The organism is Paenibacillus sp. 7541 (genome assembly GCF_002276395.1).
Lineage (GTDB): Bacteria > Bacillota > Bacilli > Paenibacillales > Paenibacillaceae > Paenibacillus_AQ > Paenibacillus_AQ campinasensis.
Window position 1 is genome coordinate 285271 of sequence record NZ_NQLZ01000011.1, and the last position, 17876, is coordinate 303146.

Below are 17876 nucleotides of genomic sequence, written 5' to 3' on the forward strand. Positions count from 1 at the left end.
TGGTGAGAAATTCGTGAAAGTGGTTTCCCTATCCTATCCGATTTCATCGGAATTGAAACAGCAGCTCGGTCAGCCGCAAATTGCGGCGATCGGCCAGTTTGACGGGCTGCATCTGGGACATGCGAGCGTGCTGTCCACAGCGGTTCGTCTGGCCCGGGAAGAAGGCGTTCCGGCCGCGCTCATTACCTTTTACCCGCATCCGAAGGATGTGATTCGCAAAGGGAGCTATGAGGGCTATCTGACGCCCCAGCCGGACAAGGAAGCACTGCTGGCCGATATGGGCATCGACATCCTCTATGTGGTTGAATTCAACGAAGCGCTGTCCAAGGTAAGTCCGGAAGCATTTTTTACGGATGTGCTGCTTCCGCTTGAACTGAAAACGGCCGTGGTCGGATTTGATTTCCGCTTCGGTCACAAGGGCCAGGGTGACGCCGACATGCTGGCAGAGCTGGGCAAGGGTGCGATGAAAGTCATTACGATTCCGCCGTTTTTGATGAGCGGAGAGAAGGTGGGGAGCTCCTCCATCCGAACAGCGCTGAAGACGGGACAGCTGTCGGATGCCAACCGGTGGCTCGGCCGCCATTACCGCATCCGCGGCAGTGTTATTCACGGGGAGAAGCGGGGCAGGCTGATCGGCTTTCCGACGGCGAATCTGGAGCTGGCTGAGTCCTATGTCGTGCCTGCGCTCGGCGTATATGCCGTATTTGCACAGATTCCCGGCGAGAACCGCCGCATTCCGGGCGTGATGAATGTCGGCGTCAAGCCAACTTTCCACGAAGGGATAACGAAGCCGGTTTTTGAAGTGCATCTGTTCGATTATGAAGCAGATCTGTACGGCCAAATGCTGACCGTCGATCTGGTGTCCTACATTCGCAAGGAGCATAAATTCGAATCGGTGGACGAGCTGGTGGAGTGGATTAACCGCGATGCAGCGGAAGCCCGCACAATTTTAAGCGAGTCCGAATAATTGTTTTCCTCGTGCGGCGGATGAAGCATGTTTTTCTTTCGTTTTGATTTTCTTTTTTGGGCAAAGTATGCTATACTCGTAGAGGTTGCCGGAAAACACGGCAATTATAACCTTGGCTTGGATGCTTGATCTCACCGTCGGTATACTCGGCCAATGGGGATTATGATGAAGGAGGTGAACAGGATGGCATTGACTCAAGAACGTAAACAACAACTGATTGACGAGCACAAAACTCACGAGTCCGATACAGGATCTCCAGAGGTGCAAATCGCTATCCTAACGGAAAATATTACGAACCTGACTGACCACTTGCGTACTCACAAGAAGGATCATCACTCCCGCCGCGGATTGCTGAAAATGGTCGGTCAACGCCGTAAATTGCTTGCATACTTGAAAAACAAGGATGTTACCCGTTACAGCGCTTTGATCGAAAAGCTTGGATTGCGTCGCTAATCATCCATACGATGTGCGTAAAAGCAGCCTGGTTGTCCACTGTCCTTCCTGGAACGACAGCGGCGCAGCCGGGCTCTTTTCTAAATTTTTTGGTTTTGCCTGTTGATAGGAGTTGTTATGTCGGCTGAATCTGCTGGTTGATGAAACGTTTTGTGTGCTGTATTTTACATATGAGAACCAGAATCGCTATCGTTTCGGCTGCAACGAACAATCCTATTTTATGAACATTCATAATAAAGGCAATACTTAACACTTGAAGGAACAAAAAATACTGTCCCCACGAGGAGGGATTATATGGAAACCCGTGTTGAAATGCAGCTCGGTGGAAGACCGCTGGTTCTTGAAACCGGACGTCTGGCCAAACAGGCGAATGCGGCGGTCATGGTGCGCTACGGCGAAACGGCTGTACTGTGTACGGTGACGGCTTCCAGCGAGCCCAAAGATCTGGATTTTTTCCCGTTGACTGTTAACTATGAGGAAAGACTGTACGCTGTCGGCAAAATTCCGGGCGGATTCATCAAACGTGAAGGAAGACCGAGCGAGAAAGCGATTCTTGCCAGCCGTCTGACAGACCGTCCGATTCGTCCATTGTTCCCGGAAGGCTTCCGGAACGATGTGCAGGTGCTGAACCTGGTCATGAGTGTCGATCAGGATTGTGAACCGGAAATTGCAGCGATGATCGGAACTTCGGCGGCGCTGAGCATCTCGGACGTGCCGTTTAACGGACCGATCGGCGGCGTGGCCGTGGGCCGGGTGAACGGAAACTTTGTTGTGAACCCGACGATTGCGGAGCAGGAGGCAAGCGACATTTATCTCGTCGTTGCGGGTACGAAGGACGCCATCATGATGGTTGAGGCTGAAGCGAACGAGGTTCCTGAAGAAGTGATGCTGGAAGCGATTATGTTCGGGCATGACGAGATCAAGAACATCGTGGCGAAAATCGAGGAATTGGTGGCTGTTGCCGGCAAAGAGAAGATGGAAGTCAAGCTTCATGCCGTTGACGAAACGGTGAATCGCGAGGTGCGCGAATTTGCGGGCGCTCGTCTGGTTGAGGCAGTCCGCATTGCCGAGAAGCATGCGCGTCAGGAAGCGATTGATGCCATCAACGAAGAGGCGTATGCCCATTTTGAAGAGAAATATATCGAAACACCAGAGCTGCTGAAAGACGTGAAAGAGGTTCTTCACGATATTGTGAAGGAAGAAGTTCGCCGTCTTATTACCCATGACAAAGTTCGTCCGGACGGACGCGGTCTGTCCGAAATCCGGCCGATCGAATGCGATACCGGCCTGCTGCCGCGTACGCACGGTTCAGGGCTGTTCACGCGCGGTCAAACTCAGGCGCTCAGCATATGTACGCTTGGCGCGCTTGGCGACGTGCAGATCCTCGATGGCATCGATCTGGAAGAAACGAAACGCTTCATGCACCATTACAACTTCCCGCCGTTCAGTGTCGGCGAAGCTCGTCCGCTTCGTGCACCGGGACGTCGCGAAATCGGTCATGGCGCATTGGGCGAGCGCGCCTTGTCCAAGGTGATTCCTTCCGAGGTGGATTTCCCTTACACGATCCGTCTCGTATCCGAAGTGCTGGAGTCTAACGGTTCGACTTCGCAGGCGAGCATCTGTGCCAGCACGCTGGCGATGATGGACGCAGGCGTTCCGATTAAAGCGCCGGTTGCCGGGGTAGCGATGGGTCTCATCAAAGACGGAGATCATGTATCCATTCTGACAGACATTCAAGGCATGGAAGATCATCTGGGCGACATGGACTTCAAGGTGGCAGGTACGCCGGATGGGGTTACGGCGATTCAGATGGATATCAAAATCGACGGCATCGACCGCGCGATTCTTGAGGAAGCGCTGGAGCAGGCGAAGGAAGGCCGCATGTTCATCCTTGGCAAAATGATGGAAGTGATCCAGAAGCCGAGAGAGACGCTTTCCCAATATGCGCCTAAAATCATCACCATGCAGATTAACCCGGATAAAATCCGTGACGTTATCGGTGCTGGCGGTAAAATCATCAACAAAATTATTGAAGAAACCGGCGTAAAAATCGACATTGAGCAGGATGGCCGCGTATTCATCGCCTCTTCCAACGAAGAGATGAACCGGAAGGCGCTGTCGATTATCGAAGGTATCGTCCGCGAAGTTGCCGTAGGTGAAATCTATACCGGAACGGTAAAACGGATCGAGAAATTCGGCGCGTTCGTAGAAATTCTTCCGAATAAAGATGGGCTGATTCACATTTCCCAGCTGTCCACTGAACGGGTGGCGAAAGTGGAGGATGTGGTGTCTATCGGCGATGTCGTGACGGTAAAAGTAACCGAGATCGATCAGCAAGGCCGCATCAACCTGTCGCGCAAAGCCGTGCTGACAGCCGAAGCGAGCAAAAGCTGAGGCCTGCTGAATTCGGATCAACCGCATCAAGCTTGTACCAGCGTAGAAAAGAGACAGAACTGATTTCTGGCTCTTTTTTTGCGTTTAAGGACGTATTTAATGACCGATTTTTTCATAAAATGGGACAAAGCTTCTCAAAGAGAGGGGATCAAGCCCATGAATCGGAAAAAAATAACGGTGCTCCTGTCTGGTGCCGCAATGGTATCGGCTCTTGCTGTGTTCAGCGGAGCCTGGGATTATGTACAGGGAATAAGCGCCTATCCAGCCAGTGGGATCACCGCCAAACCAGAGCGGAAGAGCGAAGTCCATCTGGAGCTGTTAAATACGATTGAAGCGGAGGCTGCCAAGGTGAGGGTAGAGCCGCAGGATGCTAGAGTGGACAGCGTATGGAAGGCGATCCCCGGCTATAACGGCCTTGAAGTTGATGTGGAGGCGACCTATGAGCAGGCTGTGCAGCAGTATAAGCCCGGAAGTCCGATTACCTACATATATCGCCAGATCCCTGCCAAAGTGAAGCTAGACGATCTGGGCGTCCATCCGATCTACCGCGGCAATCCGAACAAGCCGATGGTTTCCTTGATGATCAATGTGGCCTGGGGCAATGAGTATTTGGTCCCGATGCTCAATACGCTGGATGAGGAGAACGTAAAGACGACCTTTTTCCTGGACGGCAGCTGGCTCAAAAAGAACCCGGAGCTGGCAGCGGAAATCGTCAAACGCGGTCATGAGGTCGAGAATCATGCTTACTCGCATCCGAATATGAGCTCCTTGAGCCGCGCTCGCGCCGAGCTCGAGATCGCCAAAACGCAGCAGCTGCTAAAGGACAGCCTTGGTGTAGAGAACAAGTGGTTCGCTCCGCCTTCCGGCGATTTCAACCAGCAGACGGTCGAAATTGCCCACGCCCGTGGACTGAAAACGGTGCTGTGGACGCTGGATACGGTCGATTGGAAAAAGCCGTCTCCGGAATCGGTCGTTCATAAAATCACAACCAAGGCCGAGCCGGGATTTCTCATTCTGATGCATCCGACAGAGTCGTCCTCTAAAGCACTTAAAGCCATGATTCAAGGCATCCGCGCCAAAGGGCTTCACATCGGCACGGTCAGCCAGACGCTGTCCCCGGAGCGGATCATGCCCTAGCGGTTGAGCGGCAGAGGCAAGTTTGATAAAATGTATGGATGGCATTAGGTAAATCGAGCCATTGGAAGTGAACCTTGGCGGAACAATTAGGGGGGCCTATCATGAAAAAAATACAGCTGTCTAACGGCCTGAGAGTTGTTATGGAGCAAATCCCGACAAGCCGCTCGGTCTCATTCGGCATCTGGGTCAAGACCGGATCGAGGAATGAAACCCCCGAGATCAACGGGATTACGCATTTTATAGAGCATATGATGTTCAAAGGCACCGAACGCTTCGACGCGCGTGCCATTGCGGAGCAGTTTGACGCCATTGGCGGGAATGTGAACGCATTTACGGCCAAGGAATATACTTGCTATTACGCCAAAGTGCTGGATGAGCATCTGCCGATTGCGGTGGATGTATTGTCCGATATGTTCTTTCATTCGAAGCTGGATTCGGAAGAGCTTGCCAAAGAGAAGAACGTCATCCTGGAAGAGATTGCGATGTATGAGGATACACCGGATGATCTGGTACATGATCTGATGTCGCTGTCCGTCTACGGCGGCCATCCGCTGGCCTATCCAATTCTCGGCACGAAGGATCGGCTGGAGGCGATGGACTCCGAGGCGCTTAAAGCCTACATGACAAGCCATTATACAATTGACAACACCGTCATCTCCCTGGCAGGCAATATTGATGAGAGCGTAGTAGAGCTGCTGGAGCGGCATTTTGGCCAGTTCTCCAACCGCGGGACGAGCGGGCCGCTGGAAGTTCCGGTATTTCAGGACGGAATCGAGTTCCGGAAGAAAAAAACCGAGCAAAATCATATTTGCATGTCATTTCCGGGCCTGGCCATCGGAGATGATCTTCAGTATGCCATGGTGCTGCTCAACAATGCCATCGGCGGTGGCATGAGCTCGCGCCTGTTCCAGGAAATTCGGGAGAAGCGCGGACTGGCCTATTCGGTCTACTCTTACCACAGTTCCCATGCGGACAGCGGCATGTTTACCATTTACGCCGGAACGGCGCCGAAGCAGACGAAGGACGTCCTCGAACTGACCAAGGAAATGCTGTTTGATCTGGCAACGAACGGGATGCAGGAGGAGGAGCTGCGCAAAGGCAAGGAACAGCTGAAGGGCAGCCTGATTCTGAGCCTGGAGAGCACCGGGAGCCGCATGAACCGTCTGGGCAAAAATGAGCTGATGCTCGGCCGCCACTACAGCCTTGATCAAGTGATCGAGCGGATCGAAAAGGTTAGCATGGACGACATTGATGCGGTGCTTGACCGGATGTTCGGAACGCCATATGCGCTGGCCATGGTCGGAACGACAGACAAGGCATTAAACACACTTAGGAGGAATGAATTTGTTGCACTACGTTCAAATTAACCGATTGCCCGGAAACGAGGATATCAAGCTGCCTGTCAAAATGTCAGAGCTTGCGGCAGGCTTTGATCTGCACGCCGCCGTCGAGGAACCGGTAGTGCTCGCGCCAGGAGAGCGCAAGCTGATCCCGACCGGGTTCGCCATCGCGATGCCGGGGGAGCTGGAGGCGCAGATCCGTCCGCGAAGCGGGCTTGCATACAAGCATGGCATTACATGCTTGAACGCGCCGGGAACGATTGATGCGGACTATCGCGGGGAAGTCAAGGTGCTGCTCATCAATCTGGGGCAGGAGCCATTCACCATCGAGCGCAACGAACGGATTGCCCAGATGGTGTTCAAGACGGTGCCTGCCGTCGAGTTTGTGGAGGTGGATGAACTGTCCGATACCGTGCGCGGAGCGGGCGGATTTGGCCATACCGGCAAATAAGGCGGATCGTTATAAGGTCATAAAACGTATGCCTGCGTGTCGAATGCACTCATGGGTTAGAGTTTATATAATGAATTTACGGCGCTCACGGTTGTCGCTTCAACCGTGAGCGCCGTTTTTATATTGGCGCAGCTGGTATCCAACACTTCCAAATTCAACCAATATCACACTCATCTTTCCTCACCACCTTTTAGGCTTCGGCATAAGATGGTTTATACGATGGTTGAAGAAAGGAGCGACGCCTTCCATGCTGACTGGAATCCGGACCGTCTTTGTAGGAGGAGACGCCAGGCAGATCGAGGTTATACGTAAATGTGCGGATATGGATGCCTCCGTCAAGATAGCCGGTTTTGAGAAACTGCAGGAGCCATTTCAGGGAGTCACGAGGGAGCCGCTGACGCCGGAGTTGCTGGCAGAAGCGGATGCCCTGGTGCTGCCTGTCGTGGGATGTGATGATGAAGGACGTGTCAGCGCGTTATTTTCGGAAGGTCCTTTAAAACTGCAGGAAGAACATATTGCAGCTATGCCTAAAAACGGTGTGGTATACACGGGCATGGCCAAACATTATTTGCGCACATTGTGCAACAAATACCGAATTAAGCTGGTGGAAATTTTGGAACGTGATGATGTTGCCATCTACAACTCGATTCCGACGGCGGAAGGAGCCCTCATGATGGCCATCCAGAATACGGATTTTACGATTCATGGTTCAACCAGCATGGTTCTCGGTATGGGCCGGACGGGATTTACGATGGCGCGCAGCCTTCAGGGACTGGGTGCCACAGTCAAGATGGGAGTACGGAAATCAGAGCACTTTGCCAGAGCCGAGGAGATGGGCTGGAAGCCTTTTATGATCAAGGATTTGGGGAGCGAAGTGGTCGATGTTGACTTGCTTTTTAACACGATTCCAACTATGATAGTCACAGCACAAATCATCTCGAAAATGCCTCGGGAGGCTGTCATTATTGACCTTGCCTCCGCACCCGGCGGCTGCGATTTTCGCTATGCCGAGAAACGGGGAATCAAAGCAATGCTGGCACCCGGATTACCCGGAATCGTGGCTCCCAAGACGGCTGGAATCATTCTGGCAAACGCGCTGGTGGAGCTGATTTCTGAAGAAATCAAGATTCGGGGGGAAGCGTAATGGATTGGAACGGCAAGACGGTAGGTTATGCGCTGACAGGTTCGCACTGTACGCTGGAAGAGGTTATGCCGCAGATTCAGCGGTTCAAGGACGGCGGGGCGAATGTGGTTCCGATCGTATCCAGCACAATCATGACAACAGACACGAGGTTCGGCACTTCGCTCAGCTGGCAGAAACAGTTGAAAGATATAACCGGGAATGATATTATTTCTACAATTGTCGACGCCGAGCCGCTTGGCCCATCCAAGCTGCTGGATGTGATGGTAATCGCGCCATGCACGGGCAACACGACCAGCAAGCTGGCCAATGCGATGACCGACAGCCCGGTGCTGATGGCGGCCAAGGCCCAGATGCGGAACGGCAGACCGCTGGTGCTGGCCATTTCGACCAACGACGGGCTCGGATTGAATGCGGCGAACATCGCGAAGCTGCTCGTTACGAAGAACATTTATTTTGTTCCGTTCGGCCAGGATGATCCTGTGAAAAAGCCGAATTCGCTCGTAGCGAAAATGGAGCTTGTACCGGAAACATGCTACGCAGCGCTTGAAGGAAAACAGCTTCAGCCGCTTTTGATTGAGAAATTTCAGTCGGCATAATTCCCTATCGTTCGACAATGGGGTAAAATGATAACTGCGTGTTCCGTTCATGAGGGTGAGGTTTCGTCATTGAGCGGCAAACTATAGATTATAGATACATGAAACGGTCAGGCTCAAGCAGCCGGCCGTTTCAATTCGGTCGGCCCGCCTTTTTTCGTCTTTTGGGCACCTATAAACGGAGGAATATTTATGCGTATCTTAGTTCAAAAATTCGGCGGCACTTCCTTGTCCACACCGCAAGCGAGATCACGCGTCATCGGTCATATCCAGCGCGAACTTGCCAATGCGTACAGGCTGGTCGTGGTTGTATCAGCCATGGGACGCCGCGGTGAGCCTTACGCGACAGATACGCTGCTTAACTGGATCGAGCAGAACGGCAACGCGCTTCCTTCGCGTGAGAAGGATATGCTGCTATGCTGCGGGGAGATCATATCGGCATCTACCCTGTGCAGCCTGCTATACAGTGAAGGCATTACGGCGACGGTGCTTACCGGAGCGCAGGCCGGATTTACAACAGACAGTCAGCATGGCAATGCGCGTATTGTGGACGTGCGGCCCGAGAGAGTCATCAAGGAACTGGAGCGGTATCAGGTTGTGATTGTGACCGGGTTTCAGGGGCAGACCGAAACGGGGGATTTCACCACCCTCGGCCGCGGAGGAAGCGATACGTCCGCTACGGCACTCGGAGCCGCCCTGCGGGCCGAGATGGTTGACATTTATACCGATGTCAATGGCATTCTCACAGCGGATCCTCGAATCGTGGAGGATGCCAAACCATTAAGCTATGTCAGTTATACGGAAATATGCAATATGGCCCATCAGGGGGCCAAGGTCATCCATCCCCGGGCAGTGGAAATTGCGATGCAGTCCCAAATTCCGGTCCGGGTTCGCTCAACATTCACAGATAGTGAAGGGACGCTGGTGACCCAGCCCGAAGGCTTCAGGGACGTGCAGACCGGCATCGTGGACCGGTATGTGACTGGGATCGCTTATGTAAGCAATATTACGCAAATTTCGGTGGAAGGTGATCCTTCGGAAGGACTCCAGCTGAAGGTGTTCAAAGCGATGGCTGAACATTCCATCAGCGTTGATTTTATTAATGTTACCCCTACCGGGGTACTTTATACCGTGTTTGACAGCGATTCTGAAAAAGCGATCGAGGTGCTCCAAAAGCAAAATCTGAAGCCAAAAAGTCTGTCCGGATGCGCCAAGGTGTCCGTCATCGGCGGCGGCATCAACGGGGTTCCCGGCATCATGGCCAAAATCGTGGAGTCGCTTAGCGAGCACGACATTCCGATACTCCAATCGGCAGATTCCAATACAACGATTTGGGTACTCGTAAAGAAAGAGGACATGGCTCAGGCCCTCCGTGCACTGCATAGTAAATTTGAACTTCACCGGTAGGGAATCGATTTACCGGCAACAACCGTTTTCAAGGGGGAATCAAGGTGGATTTCGGAAGATTAATTACGGCCATGGTCACGCCTTTTCGCGGGGATGGCTCCATTCATTGGGACGAGACGGCAAGGCTTATCGATCATCTGATTGAGGACCAGAAGTCGGATGCGCTGGTCATTGCAGGTACGACAGGCGAATCGCCGACGCTGACCGAAGAGGAGAAGCTGGAGCTGTTCCGCTTTGCGGTCAAACACGCTGCCGGAAGAAGCAAAATCATCGCCGGCACGGGCAGCAACAACACGGCCCATTCCATTGAACTAACCAAAAAAGCGGAGCAGTGCGGCGTGGATGGCATTCTGCTCGTAACGCCTTATTACAACAAGCCGAATCAGGAAGGGCTGTACAGACATTTTGAAGCGGTCGCCGCTGCGACCACGCTGCCTGTGATGCTGTACAATGTGCCTGGACGCACAGGCATCAGCTTGAGCGCAGCAACGACGCTGCGTCTGGCCCAGATTCCGAATGTGGTAGCCACGAAGGAATGTGCCGCGATCGATCAGGTAACGGCGATTGTTGCCGGGGCTCCGGAAGGCTTTATCGTCTATTCCGGCGATGATTCAGCAGCGCTGCCGGCGCTTGCGGTCGGTGCTTATGGCATCGTCAGTGTCGCCAGCCACGTGGCCGGCGCACAGATGAAAGCGATGATTCAAGCTTATGTCGATGGCCAGGTAAAGGAAGCCGCTCGGCTTCACCAGCAGCTATTCCCGCTCTTTAAAGGGCTGTTCGAATGCCCGGAGCCGCTCCCGAACCCGGCGGCCGTTAAGTACGCGCTTGTGCAAAGAGGGTACCAGGTCGGAGACGTTCGCCTGCCGCTTGTAGCGCCAACTGAACGCGAGGCAGCCTTTATTAACCACTTGTTGTCCAATCTGTAATTGCATATGGAGATAGGAAGCCGCTCGTCTGTTTGGACGGGTGGCTTTTTCGTTTAAAAGAGCTATACAAGGGCATCCTAAAGCACACGGGATCGGCTGACTTGTGTTTTCACTTTTTCTTCATGTATAATGAGTTCAAGTGACTGGGTGCGGTATTTTTTTGAAATTTAATATAACGATTAGAACGACGTCCAAAAACTTTAGGAGGGTTAGAACTTTTGTCAAAGAAAATTAGCAGCGATAAACTATCGATTTTTGCCTTGGGCGGCGTCGGTGAGATCGGGAAGAACATGTATGTTGTCCAATATGCCAACGACATCGTTGTCGTGGACGCGGGATTGAAATTTCCTGAGGAGGATATGCTGGGCATTGATATTGTTATTCCTGATATCAGCTATTTAACGGAGAATCGTGACAAAGTGAGAGGCATTTTGCTTACCCACGGTCATGAAGACCATATCGGCGGACTGCCTTACGTATTGAAACATTTGAATGTACCTGTGTACGGGACGAAGCTGACGCTTGGCTTGGTTGAGAACAAGCTAAGAGAAGCCAATTTGCTGGGAGAGACGAAGCGGATTCTGATTCATGCCGATTCCGAAGTTGAGCTTGGCAGCACGATGAAGGCTACGTTCTTCAGAACGAACCACAGCATCCCGGATTCCGTCGGAATCTGCATCGAAACACCGGAAGGCAATGTCGTTCATACGGGGGACTTCAAGTTTGACCATACCCCGGTGAATGATCAATATGCCGACCTTCAGCGTATGGCTGAAATCGGAAGCAAGGGCGTGCTAGCACTCCTGTCCGACAGCACGAACGCGGAAAAACCCGGGTTCACACCTTCGGAGCGAAGTGTGGGCATCGTTCTGGAAGACATTTTCCGCAAAGCCGAGCAGCGTGTCGTTATCGCGACCTTCGCTTCGAACGTTCATCGGATTCAGCAGGTCATTAATGCAGCGGAGTCGTCGGGCCGCAAAGTAACCGTCATTGGACGAAGCATGGTGAATGTCGTCTCGATCGCAGCAGAGCTGGGGTATCTGCACATCCCTGACGGCATGCTTATCGAGCCGGAAGAAGTGAACAAGATGGCTGCTGACCGGGTGGTCGTGCTTTGCACAGGCAGTCAGGGCGAGCCGATGTCGGCGCTGACCCGCATGGCCCGCTCGACGCATCGCAAGGTGGATATACTGCCAGGCGACACCGTCATCATAGCGGCAACTCCGGTTCCGGGCAATGAGAAATATGTGGGCCGGACGATTGACGAATTGTTCCGTCTTGGTGCTGATGTCATCTACAGCGGCTCCAATTCCGGCGTTCACGTATCCGGACACGGCAGCCAGGAAGAGCTGAAGCTGATGCTCAACCTGATGAAACCGCAGTTCTTTATTCCGATTCACGGTGAATACAGAATGCAGCGGCGTCACGCACTGCTGGCAGAATCCGTTGGAGTGGATCCGGACAATATCTTCATTACCGACATCGGTGAAATTGTCGAGATTCAGAACGGATCAGCCAGAAAAGCAGGCAAGGTTACCGCCGGTAACGTTCTTATTGACGGACTGGGTGTAGGTGACGTGGGCAATATCGTGCTTCGCGATCGCAAGCTGTTGTCCCAGGACGGCATTCTGGTTGTCGTGGTAACGTTAAGTAAGCAGAGCGGAGCGATCGTATCCGGCCCTGACATCATTTCCCGCGGTTTTGTATACGTACGGGAATCCGAAGGGCTTCTGGACGAGGCGAACCGCATCGTATCCAGCACGCTTCAGAAGCTGATGAGCGAGAATGTGAACGAGTGGGCGTCTCTGAAGACAAGCGTGAAAGACGCTTTGGGCCGCTTCCTGTATGAACAAACTCGCCGCAGACCGATGATCCTGCCGATCATCATGGAAGTTTAATTGACATTAAGCTTTATTCGTCTGCAGCTAATGAGCACAATTGTATAACTAGGCACACAGTCGCCTCTTCTCGCAGGTAATATGGACGGTTCCTGCGAGAGGAGGCTTATTTGTTGTGTGATGGAATTTTGCGGAGGAATTCATGTTCCAGTGTTGTCCCAGGCATAAAACGGTATGGCCGTTTGCCATACTAAGACGTAGCCGTGATGAACGGCCCTGACTATATAAAGACAAGGTAGGGATCAGCACATGGACAAAGAGCGGACGCAAACAGATCGCAACATCAGGATGAATGGAGCGCCAAGCAATCCGCCTGTGGGAACAGAGGAAGGGAAGAAGGCAACCGTGGCTGAAGCTATTCAGCAGCTGGGACAGACGGCAGTGCCTGGCAGCGCGGATTCGAACATATTTTGCATGACGATTATCGGTCAAATCGAAGGGCATATTGTGCTTCCCCCTCAGAACAAATCGACCAAGTATGAGCATATGATCCCTCAGCTGGTGGCCGCCGAGCAAAATTCGCGGATTGAAGGATTGCTGATCATTCTTAATACGGTAGGCGGGGATGTAGAGGCTGGCCTGGCCATTGCGGAGATGATCGCTTCTCTTAATAAGCCGACGGTGACGGTAGTCATTGGCGGCGGCCATAGCATCGGCGTGCCGATTGCGGTAGCGGCTGACTATTCGTATATCGCGGAAAGCGCAACGATGACGATTCACCCAATCCGGATGAGCGGCTTAGTGATCGGTGTTCCGCAGACGTTCGAATATATGGAGAAGATGCAGGAGCGCGTCGTCCGTTTTGTCACAAGTCATTCGAAAATAACGGAGGATCAGTTCAAGGATTTGATGTTCAAAACCGGCGAATTAAACCGGGATATCGGGACGGCTGTATCGGGAGCGGATGCGGTCAAGTTTGGATTGATGGATGAAGTAGGCGGCATCGGGCAGGCGCTGAACCGGCTGAACAGCATGATTACGGAACGCAAATCGGCGCAGGCGGGAGGCATTACCCAATGATCTGGTATAGCATTGTACCTGAGGAGATGCTGTGGCAATTTGCGCCTCCAGCCGAGCCGATGCCACTGAAGGAAATCCGGCTGGGAGGCGTGCTGATGGAGGTCGAGCTGCTGGGTGAGGAGCAGGCGCGAATCGTGCGGCTGCTGGATTGCGAGCTTCACCATTACTTGAATCCGGATTATGCGCCGGGGCGCATGATTCGGTATATTCCGACATTGGAAAATGATTCGAAAGGCTGAAAACAGAACATAGGTACGCCACCGAATATATGATATAATATGGATTCGGGGGTGACTCTTTTGGCAAAACGTAGGAGAAAAAAGAAGCCGATATTTGCAGCTGTACTGAAATATGAAATATATGGCATCGTTCTGATGACCTTGGCGGTGATCGCGCTGTCGGGAGAAGCTCCTGTCGGGCGTTCGCTCTCGAAGATGTCGGCTTACTTGCTCGGCAAGTATTATTTCATCATCCCCCTGATTGCCATTTACTACGGATTGATGGTGATGATTCATCGAAAATGGCCGCGCCGCTGGAACAGCAGGAAGACGGGTGTTCTTATTCTTGTTCTGTCGCTGACGTTGATGAGCAGCATATCGGGACTTGAATCCAAGCTGGCTCCGATTGGTCAGCTGACCGGTTCCAATGTGCTGAGCCAGATACATAGTGATTTGCAGGGTGAGCTTATTGGCGGCAAACCGGCAGACGGATCTCATCCTGTTATGGGTAAAGACATCAGCGGCGGATATGTCGGCGCTTTGCAATTTGCGTTACTGCTGACGCTGTTTGGCAGCATAGGGGCAAGACTGATTATGATTGTGATGCTGTTTATCAGCTTTATGCTAATTACAAATCTGTCCTACGTCGATCTGATGCGGATGTTCCGCGTCCGGGTGGCGAAGGCGGGACAGCGAATCCAGAAGCAGCTGAACGCGCATCAAACGCGGAGCAAGGCAGCAGCGAAAACATCTGCGAAACAGAATATCAAGCTGCCGGAGGATTATGACGATGACGAAGCGGATGATCTCGAAGATCTGGAGCAGCTGAAGCTTCCGAAGCGAAAGGGGACATTCCCGATCTTCCACATCTTCAGCAAAGAGAAGCGGCCTGCTTCTGCTTATGCTCCCGAGGAGGACGAGCTGGAGGGCGGGCCGCCGGTTTACACGACCGGAGGCGGGGTCGGCGCGCCTGGAGCCGCGGAAGCGGTTGTGTTCAGCCAGACTGAGCCGGAAACGGCCACTCCTGATATGGGCACGGCTTCGCCTTCTTCACCGATCATTCGCGACTTCTTCGAGCATGTGAAGCAGGAAGGGAAAGGCGAGGAAGAGGAAGTCGATGACATGGAGCTGCCACCCCTCTCCTCCGAGAGCCCGGCTGCGGAAATACCGGGAGACATCGGAGTGGATGAGGTGGCTTATGAAGAGCTGCCAGCAGATGATGAGGCCGGTCATCATGAGGCCGGGCAGCAGGCGGAGGCAGCCGCTGCCGGCGGCAGTGGGGAAGAGAGCGGCCAGGCAGCCGCAGCTGCGCCGGTGCCGCCGCCGAAGCCATACAAGCTGCCGCCGTTCCGCCTGTTATCCAAGCCTAAAAATGGCGGCAAGGCGGGCGACCAGAGCGACTATATGCAGACAGCCCGCAAGCTGGAGGCGACGCTGGAAAGCTTCGGCGTAAGGGCCAAGGTGCTGGAGGTTGTCCGCGGGCCGTCCGTTACCCGTTATGAAATTCAGCCGGATATCGGGGTGAAGGTGAGCCGCATCGTCAATCTGACCGATGATATTGCGCTCGCGCTCGCGGCTAAGGATATCCGGATGGAAGCGCCGATCCCGGGCAAATCGGCGATCGGAATTGAGGTGCCGAACCATGAGGTGTCCATTGTAACCATGCGAGAGGTGATGGAGACGCCGGTGTTCCAGGAAGCGGAATCGAAGCTGTCGATTGCCTTCGGGCGGGACATCTCGGGGCAGACGATTGTCGGCAACCTAGCCCGAATGCCACACTTGCTTGTCGCCGGGGCAACCGGCTCGGGCAAATCGGTGTGCATCAACGGCATTATTACCAGCATTCTGTACAAGGCCAAGCCGGACGAAGTGAAATTTCTGATGGTTGACCCGAAGATGGTCGAGCTCAACGTATATAACGGGATTCCACATCTGATGGCTCCGGTGGTGACCGATCCGAAGCGGGCTTCATTGGCACTAAAGAAGATCGTCGTTGAAATGGAGAAGCGTTATGAACTGTTCTCCAAATCCGGGACGCGTAACATTGAAGGCTATAATGCATTGATGAAGGATAATCCGGCAGCTGTTCTGCCTTACATCGTAGTGATCGTGGACGAGCTTGCTGATTTGATGATGGTGGCGGCCAACGATGTGGAGGACGCGATTACCCGCCTGGCCCAAATGGCCCGGGCAGCGGGCATCCACCTGATCATTGCAACCCAGCGGCCGTCGGTTGACGTCATTACTGGCGTGATCAAAGCCAACATACCTTCCCGGATTGCCTTCGGCGTATCTTCCCAGGTCGATTCCCGGACCATTCTGGATATGGCCGGGGCCGAGAAACTGCTTGGCCGGGGGGACATGCTGTTCATGCCGATGGGCTCATCCAAGCCGATCCGCGTGCAAGGGGCATTCATGAGCGATTATGAGGTGGAGAACATTGTCAACTTCGTCCGTGATCAAGGACAGGCGGAGTACGATGAATCGATCGTGCCGGAGATTGATGACAGCGCATCGGCCGAAGATGAAGAGCTGGATGAGCTGTATGATCAGGCGGTGACGATTGTGCTTGAGGCCAAGCAGGCTTCGGTATCGCTGCTTCAGCGGCGGATGCGGGTGGGTTACACCCGTGCCGCCAGACTGATCGATTCCATGGAGGCGCGAGGAATCATCGGTCCGTATGAAGGCAGCAAGCCGCGCGAGGTGCTGATGTCACTGGAGCAATACCAGCAAAACCGAATCAGTTGATCTGAATCTTGAAAGTAACCGCTCTTTGCGGGAGTGGACACCGACGTGTCCCTCCCCAAGGGGCGGTTTTTTCATATGTATGACCCGATGCATGTTTCCCTTGGCAGAGCTGCCATGGATGGATCGATGGGATGCGGCAGCCGGGGGCTTTTCAGTTTAGCCGGCGCCGCTTCCTTTGCGATACTTGCTGGCGGTCATGCCCATCATTTTCTTGAAGGTGCGGTCAAAGTGCGTGAGGCTTTCAAAACCTACCGCTTCCGCAATATCCACAATTTTCATGTCCGTATCATTCAGCAGCTGCTGGGCTACCCGGATGCGGGTCAGATTGACGTAGTTGATGATCGTGAACCCGGTAATTTCTTTAAAGATGCGGCTTAAATAGTACGGGCTTATATAGAATGTCGATGACAAGGCGTCGAGCGTAATTTTGGACGAATAAAACGTATGGATGTGCTTGACGATGTCGGTTATTTTCTGGTGCAGCGGATTGTTGGAAACCGGTGCCGGGGCTGGCGCCGAATCCAGCATGCGGCCTGCTCGGATCAGCAGTTCTGTCAGCAGAATGCGAAGCATGTGCTCATACGCCGGTGCCTGTTCTGCAATTTCCTGCTCCATCTTGTGAAATAGCGACCGCATCATCTGCTGCTCGTCGGGACTGAGGCGAAGCAGCGGGCGGTCAAGCTTGAACAGGCTGAGCAGGCCCGGCGGCTGAAGCGGCTGGCTGGCGCTGACGAAGTTGTCGGAAAAGTTGATGACGATCCGCTCATGCTCCGGGTCCCCGAGCCCCGATGTTTTATGCACATCAAACTTGTTGATGAATACCAGATCCCCGGCTTGAATGGCATACAATTTCTCCTTGATAAAATAATGCCGCTCTCCCGACACCAAATAAAACACTTCATACGTTCCGTGATAATGGTTGTTTCGTTCGAAAGGTTCGATTCGGTGTACGCGATCGTAATAAAACTCGCCTTCTTCTTCGCCAAATGTCATTGCGTTTGCTTCCATATGAGGCATCTTTCCCATCATTCCTGATTTCATCGGCGCTGCTCCTTTCCTTACGTGAAGACGTGCCTGAACAACTCTAGTGTACCAAATTATAGGAAAGCAGGATATGTTGAATTACAGCTGATATGAGCAAAAAAAGTGAAGTTTTACAACTGATGATGCTATATGATGG

General features: G+C 53.1%; 15 protein-coding genes. 14 read left to right on the top strand and 1 reads right to left on the bottom strand.

The window, feature by feature from the left end:
* Nucleotides 1-13: 13 nt before the first annotated feature.
* The 14 genes from CHH75_RS07365 (at nucleotide 14) to CHH75_RS07430 (ending at nucleotide 16696) form a co-directional block, all read left to right on the top strand.
* Nucleotides 14-967 (top strand): bifunctional riboflavin kinase/FAD synthetase, encoded by a 954-nt coding sequence (locus CHH75_RS07365; protein ID WP_095397854.1) that lies wholly within the window; start codon nucleotides 14-16, stop codon nucleotides 965-967.
* 183 nt (nucleotides 968-1150) lie between these two features.
* Nucleotides 1151-1420, top strand: coding sequence for a 30S ribosomal protein S15 (gene rpsO, locus CHH75_RS07370; protein WP_095265693.1), 270 nt, complete (start codon nucleotides 1151-1153; stop codon nucleotides 1418-1420).
* A gap of 294 nt (nucleotides 1421-1714) precedes the next feature.
* Entirely contained in the window at nucleotides 1715-3814 is a 2100-nt protein-coding gene (pnp, locus tag CHH75_RS07375) for a polyribonucleotide nucleotidyltransferase (RefSeq protein ID WP_095265692.1), read from the top strand.
* Nucleotides 3815-3970: 156 nt separating this feature from the next.
* The gene (locus CHH75_RS07380; protein WP_095397855.1) at nucleotides 3971-4951 is read left to right on the top strand and encodes a polysaccharide deacetylase family protein; all 981 of its coding nucleotides are present in this window, start codon (nucleotides 3971-3973) and stop codon (nucleotides 4949-4951) included.
* 101 nt (nucleotides 4952-5052) lie between these two features.
* Complete coding sequence (locus tag CHH75_RS07385) at nucleotides 5053-6318, top strand: M16 family metallopeptidase (RefSeq protein WP_095265690.1); 1266 nt, start codon at nucleotides 5053-5055, stop codon at nucleotides 6316-6318.
* Nucleotides 6296-6742: a dUTP diphosphatase gene (gene dut, locus CHH75_RS07390; RefSeq protein WP_176475488.1), complete on the top strand. Its 447-nt coding sequence runs from the start codon at nucleotides 6296-6298 to the stop codon at nucleotides 6740-6742. The genes CHH75_RS07385 and dut overlap by 23 nt, the downstream gene beginning before the upstream one ends.
* A 247-nt stretch (nucleotides 6743-6989) precedes the next feature.
* The gene (dpsA, locus tag CHH75_RS07395) at nucleotides 6990-7886 is read left to right on the top strand and encodes a dipicolinate synthase subunit DpsA (RefSeq protein ID WP_095265689.1); all 897 of its coding nucleotides are present in this window, start codon (nucleotides 6990-6992) and stop codon (nucleotides 7884-7886) included.
* Nucleotides 7886-8482 (top strand): dipicolinate synthase subunit B, encoded by a 597-nt coding sequence (locus tag CHH75_RS07400; RefSeq protein WP_095397856.1) that lies wholly within the window; start codon nucleotides 7886-7888, stop codon nucleotides 8480-8482. The genes dpsA and CHH75_RS07400 overlap by 1 nt, the downstream gene beginning before the upstream one ends.
* 189 nt (nucleotides 8483-8671) lie before the next feature.
* Complete coding sequence (dapG, locus tag CHH75_RS07405) at nucleotides 8672-9886, top strand: aspartate kinase (RefSeq protein ID WP_095265687.1); 1215 nt, start codon at nucleotides 8672-8674, stop codon at nucleotides 9884-9886.
* Between the two features lie 44 nt (nucleotides 9887-9930).
* Nucleotides 9931-10812 (top strand): 4-hydroxy-tetrahydrodipicolinate synthase, encoded by an 882-nt coding sequence (gene dapA, locus CHH75_RS07410; protein WP_095397857.1) that lies wholly within the window; start codon nucleotides 9931-9933, stop codon nucleotides 10810-10812.
* 218 nt (nucleotides 10813-11030) lie between these two features.
* On the top strand, nucleotides 11031-12710 hold the full coding sequence (locus CHH75_RS07415; protein WP_095265685.1) for a ribonuclease J: 1680 nt from the start codon (nucleotides 11031-11033) through the stop codon (nucleotides 12708-12710).
* 288 nt (nucleotides 12711-12998) lie between these two features.
* The gene (locus tag CHH75_RS07420; RefSeq protein WP_176475493.1) at nucleotides 12999-13730 is read left to right on the top strand and encodes an ATP-dependent Clp protease proteolytic subunit; all 732 of its coding nucleotides are present in this window, start codon (nucleotides 12999-13001) and stop codon (nucleotides 13728-13730) included.
* Nucleotides 13727-13969, top strand: coding sequence for a YlzJ-like family protein (locus tag CHH75_RS07425; RefSeq protein ID WP_095397859.1), 243 nt, complete (start codon nucleotides 13727-13729; stop codon nucleotides 13967-13969). Before CHH75_RS07420 ends, CHH75_RS07425 begins: the two co-directional genes overlap by 4 nt.
* 60 nt (nucleotides 13970-14029) lie before the next feature.
* Nucleotides 14030-16696 (top strand): FtsK/SpoIIIE family DNA translocase, encoded by a 2667-nt coding sequence (locus CHH75_RS07430; RefSeq protein ID WP_095397860.1) that lies wholly within the window; start codon nucleotides 14030-14032, stop codon nucleotides 16694-16696.
* 156 nt (nucleotides 16697-16852) lie between these two features.
* Here CHH75_RS07430 and CHH75_RS07435 read toward each other — a convergent pair whose 3' ends face one another.
* On the bottom strand, nucleotides 16853-17737 hold the full coding sequence (locus tag CHH75_RS07435; protein WP_230875699.1) for a helix-turn-helix transcriptional regulator: 885 nt from the start codon (nucleotides 17735-17737) through the stop codon (nucleotides 16853-16855).
* Nucleotides 17738-17876: the final 139 nt, after the last annotated feature.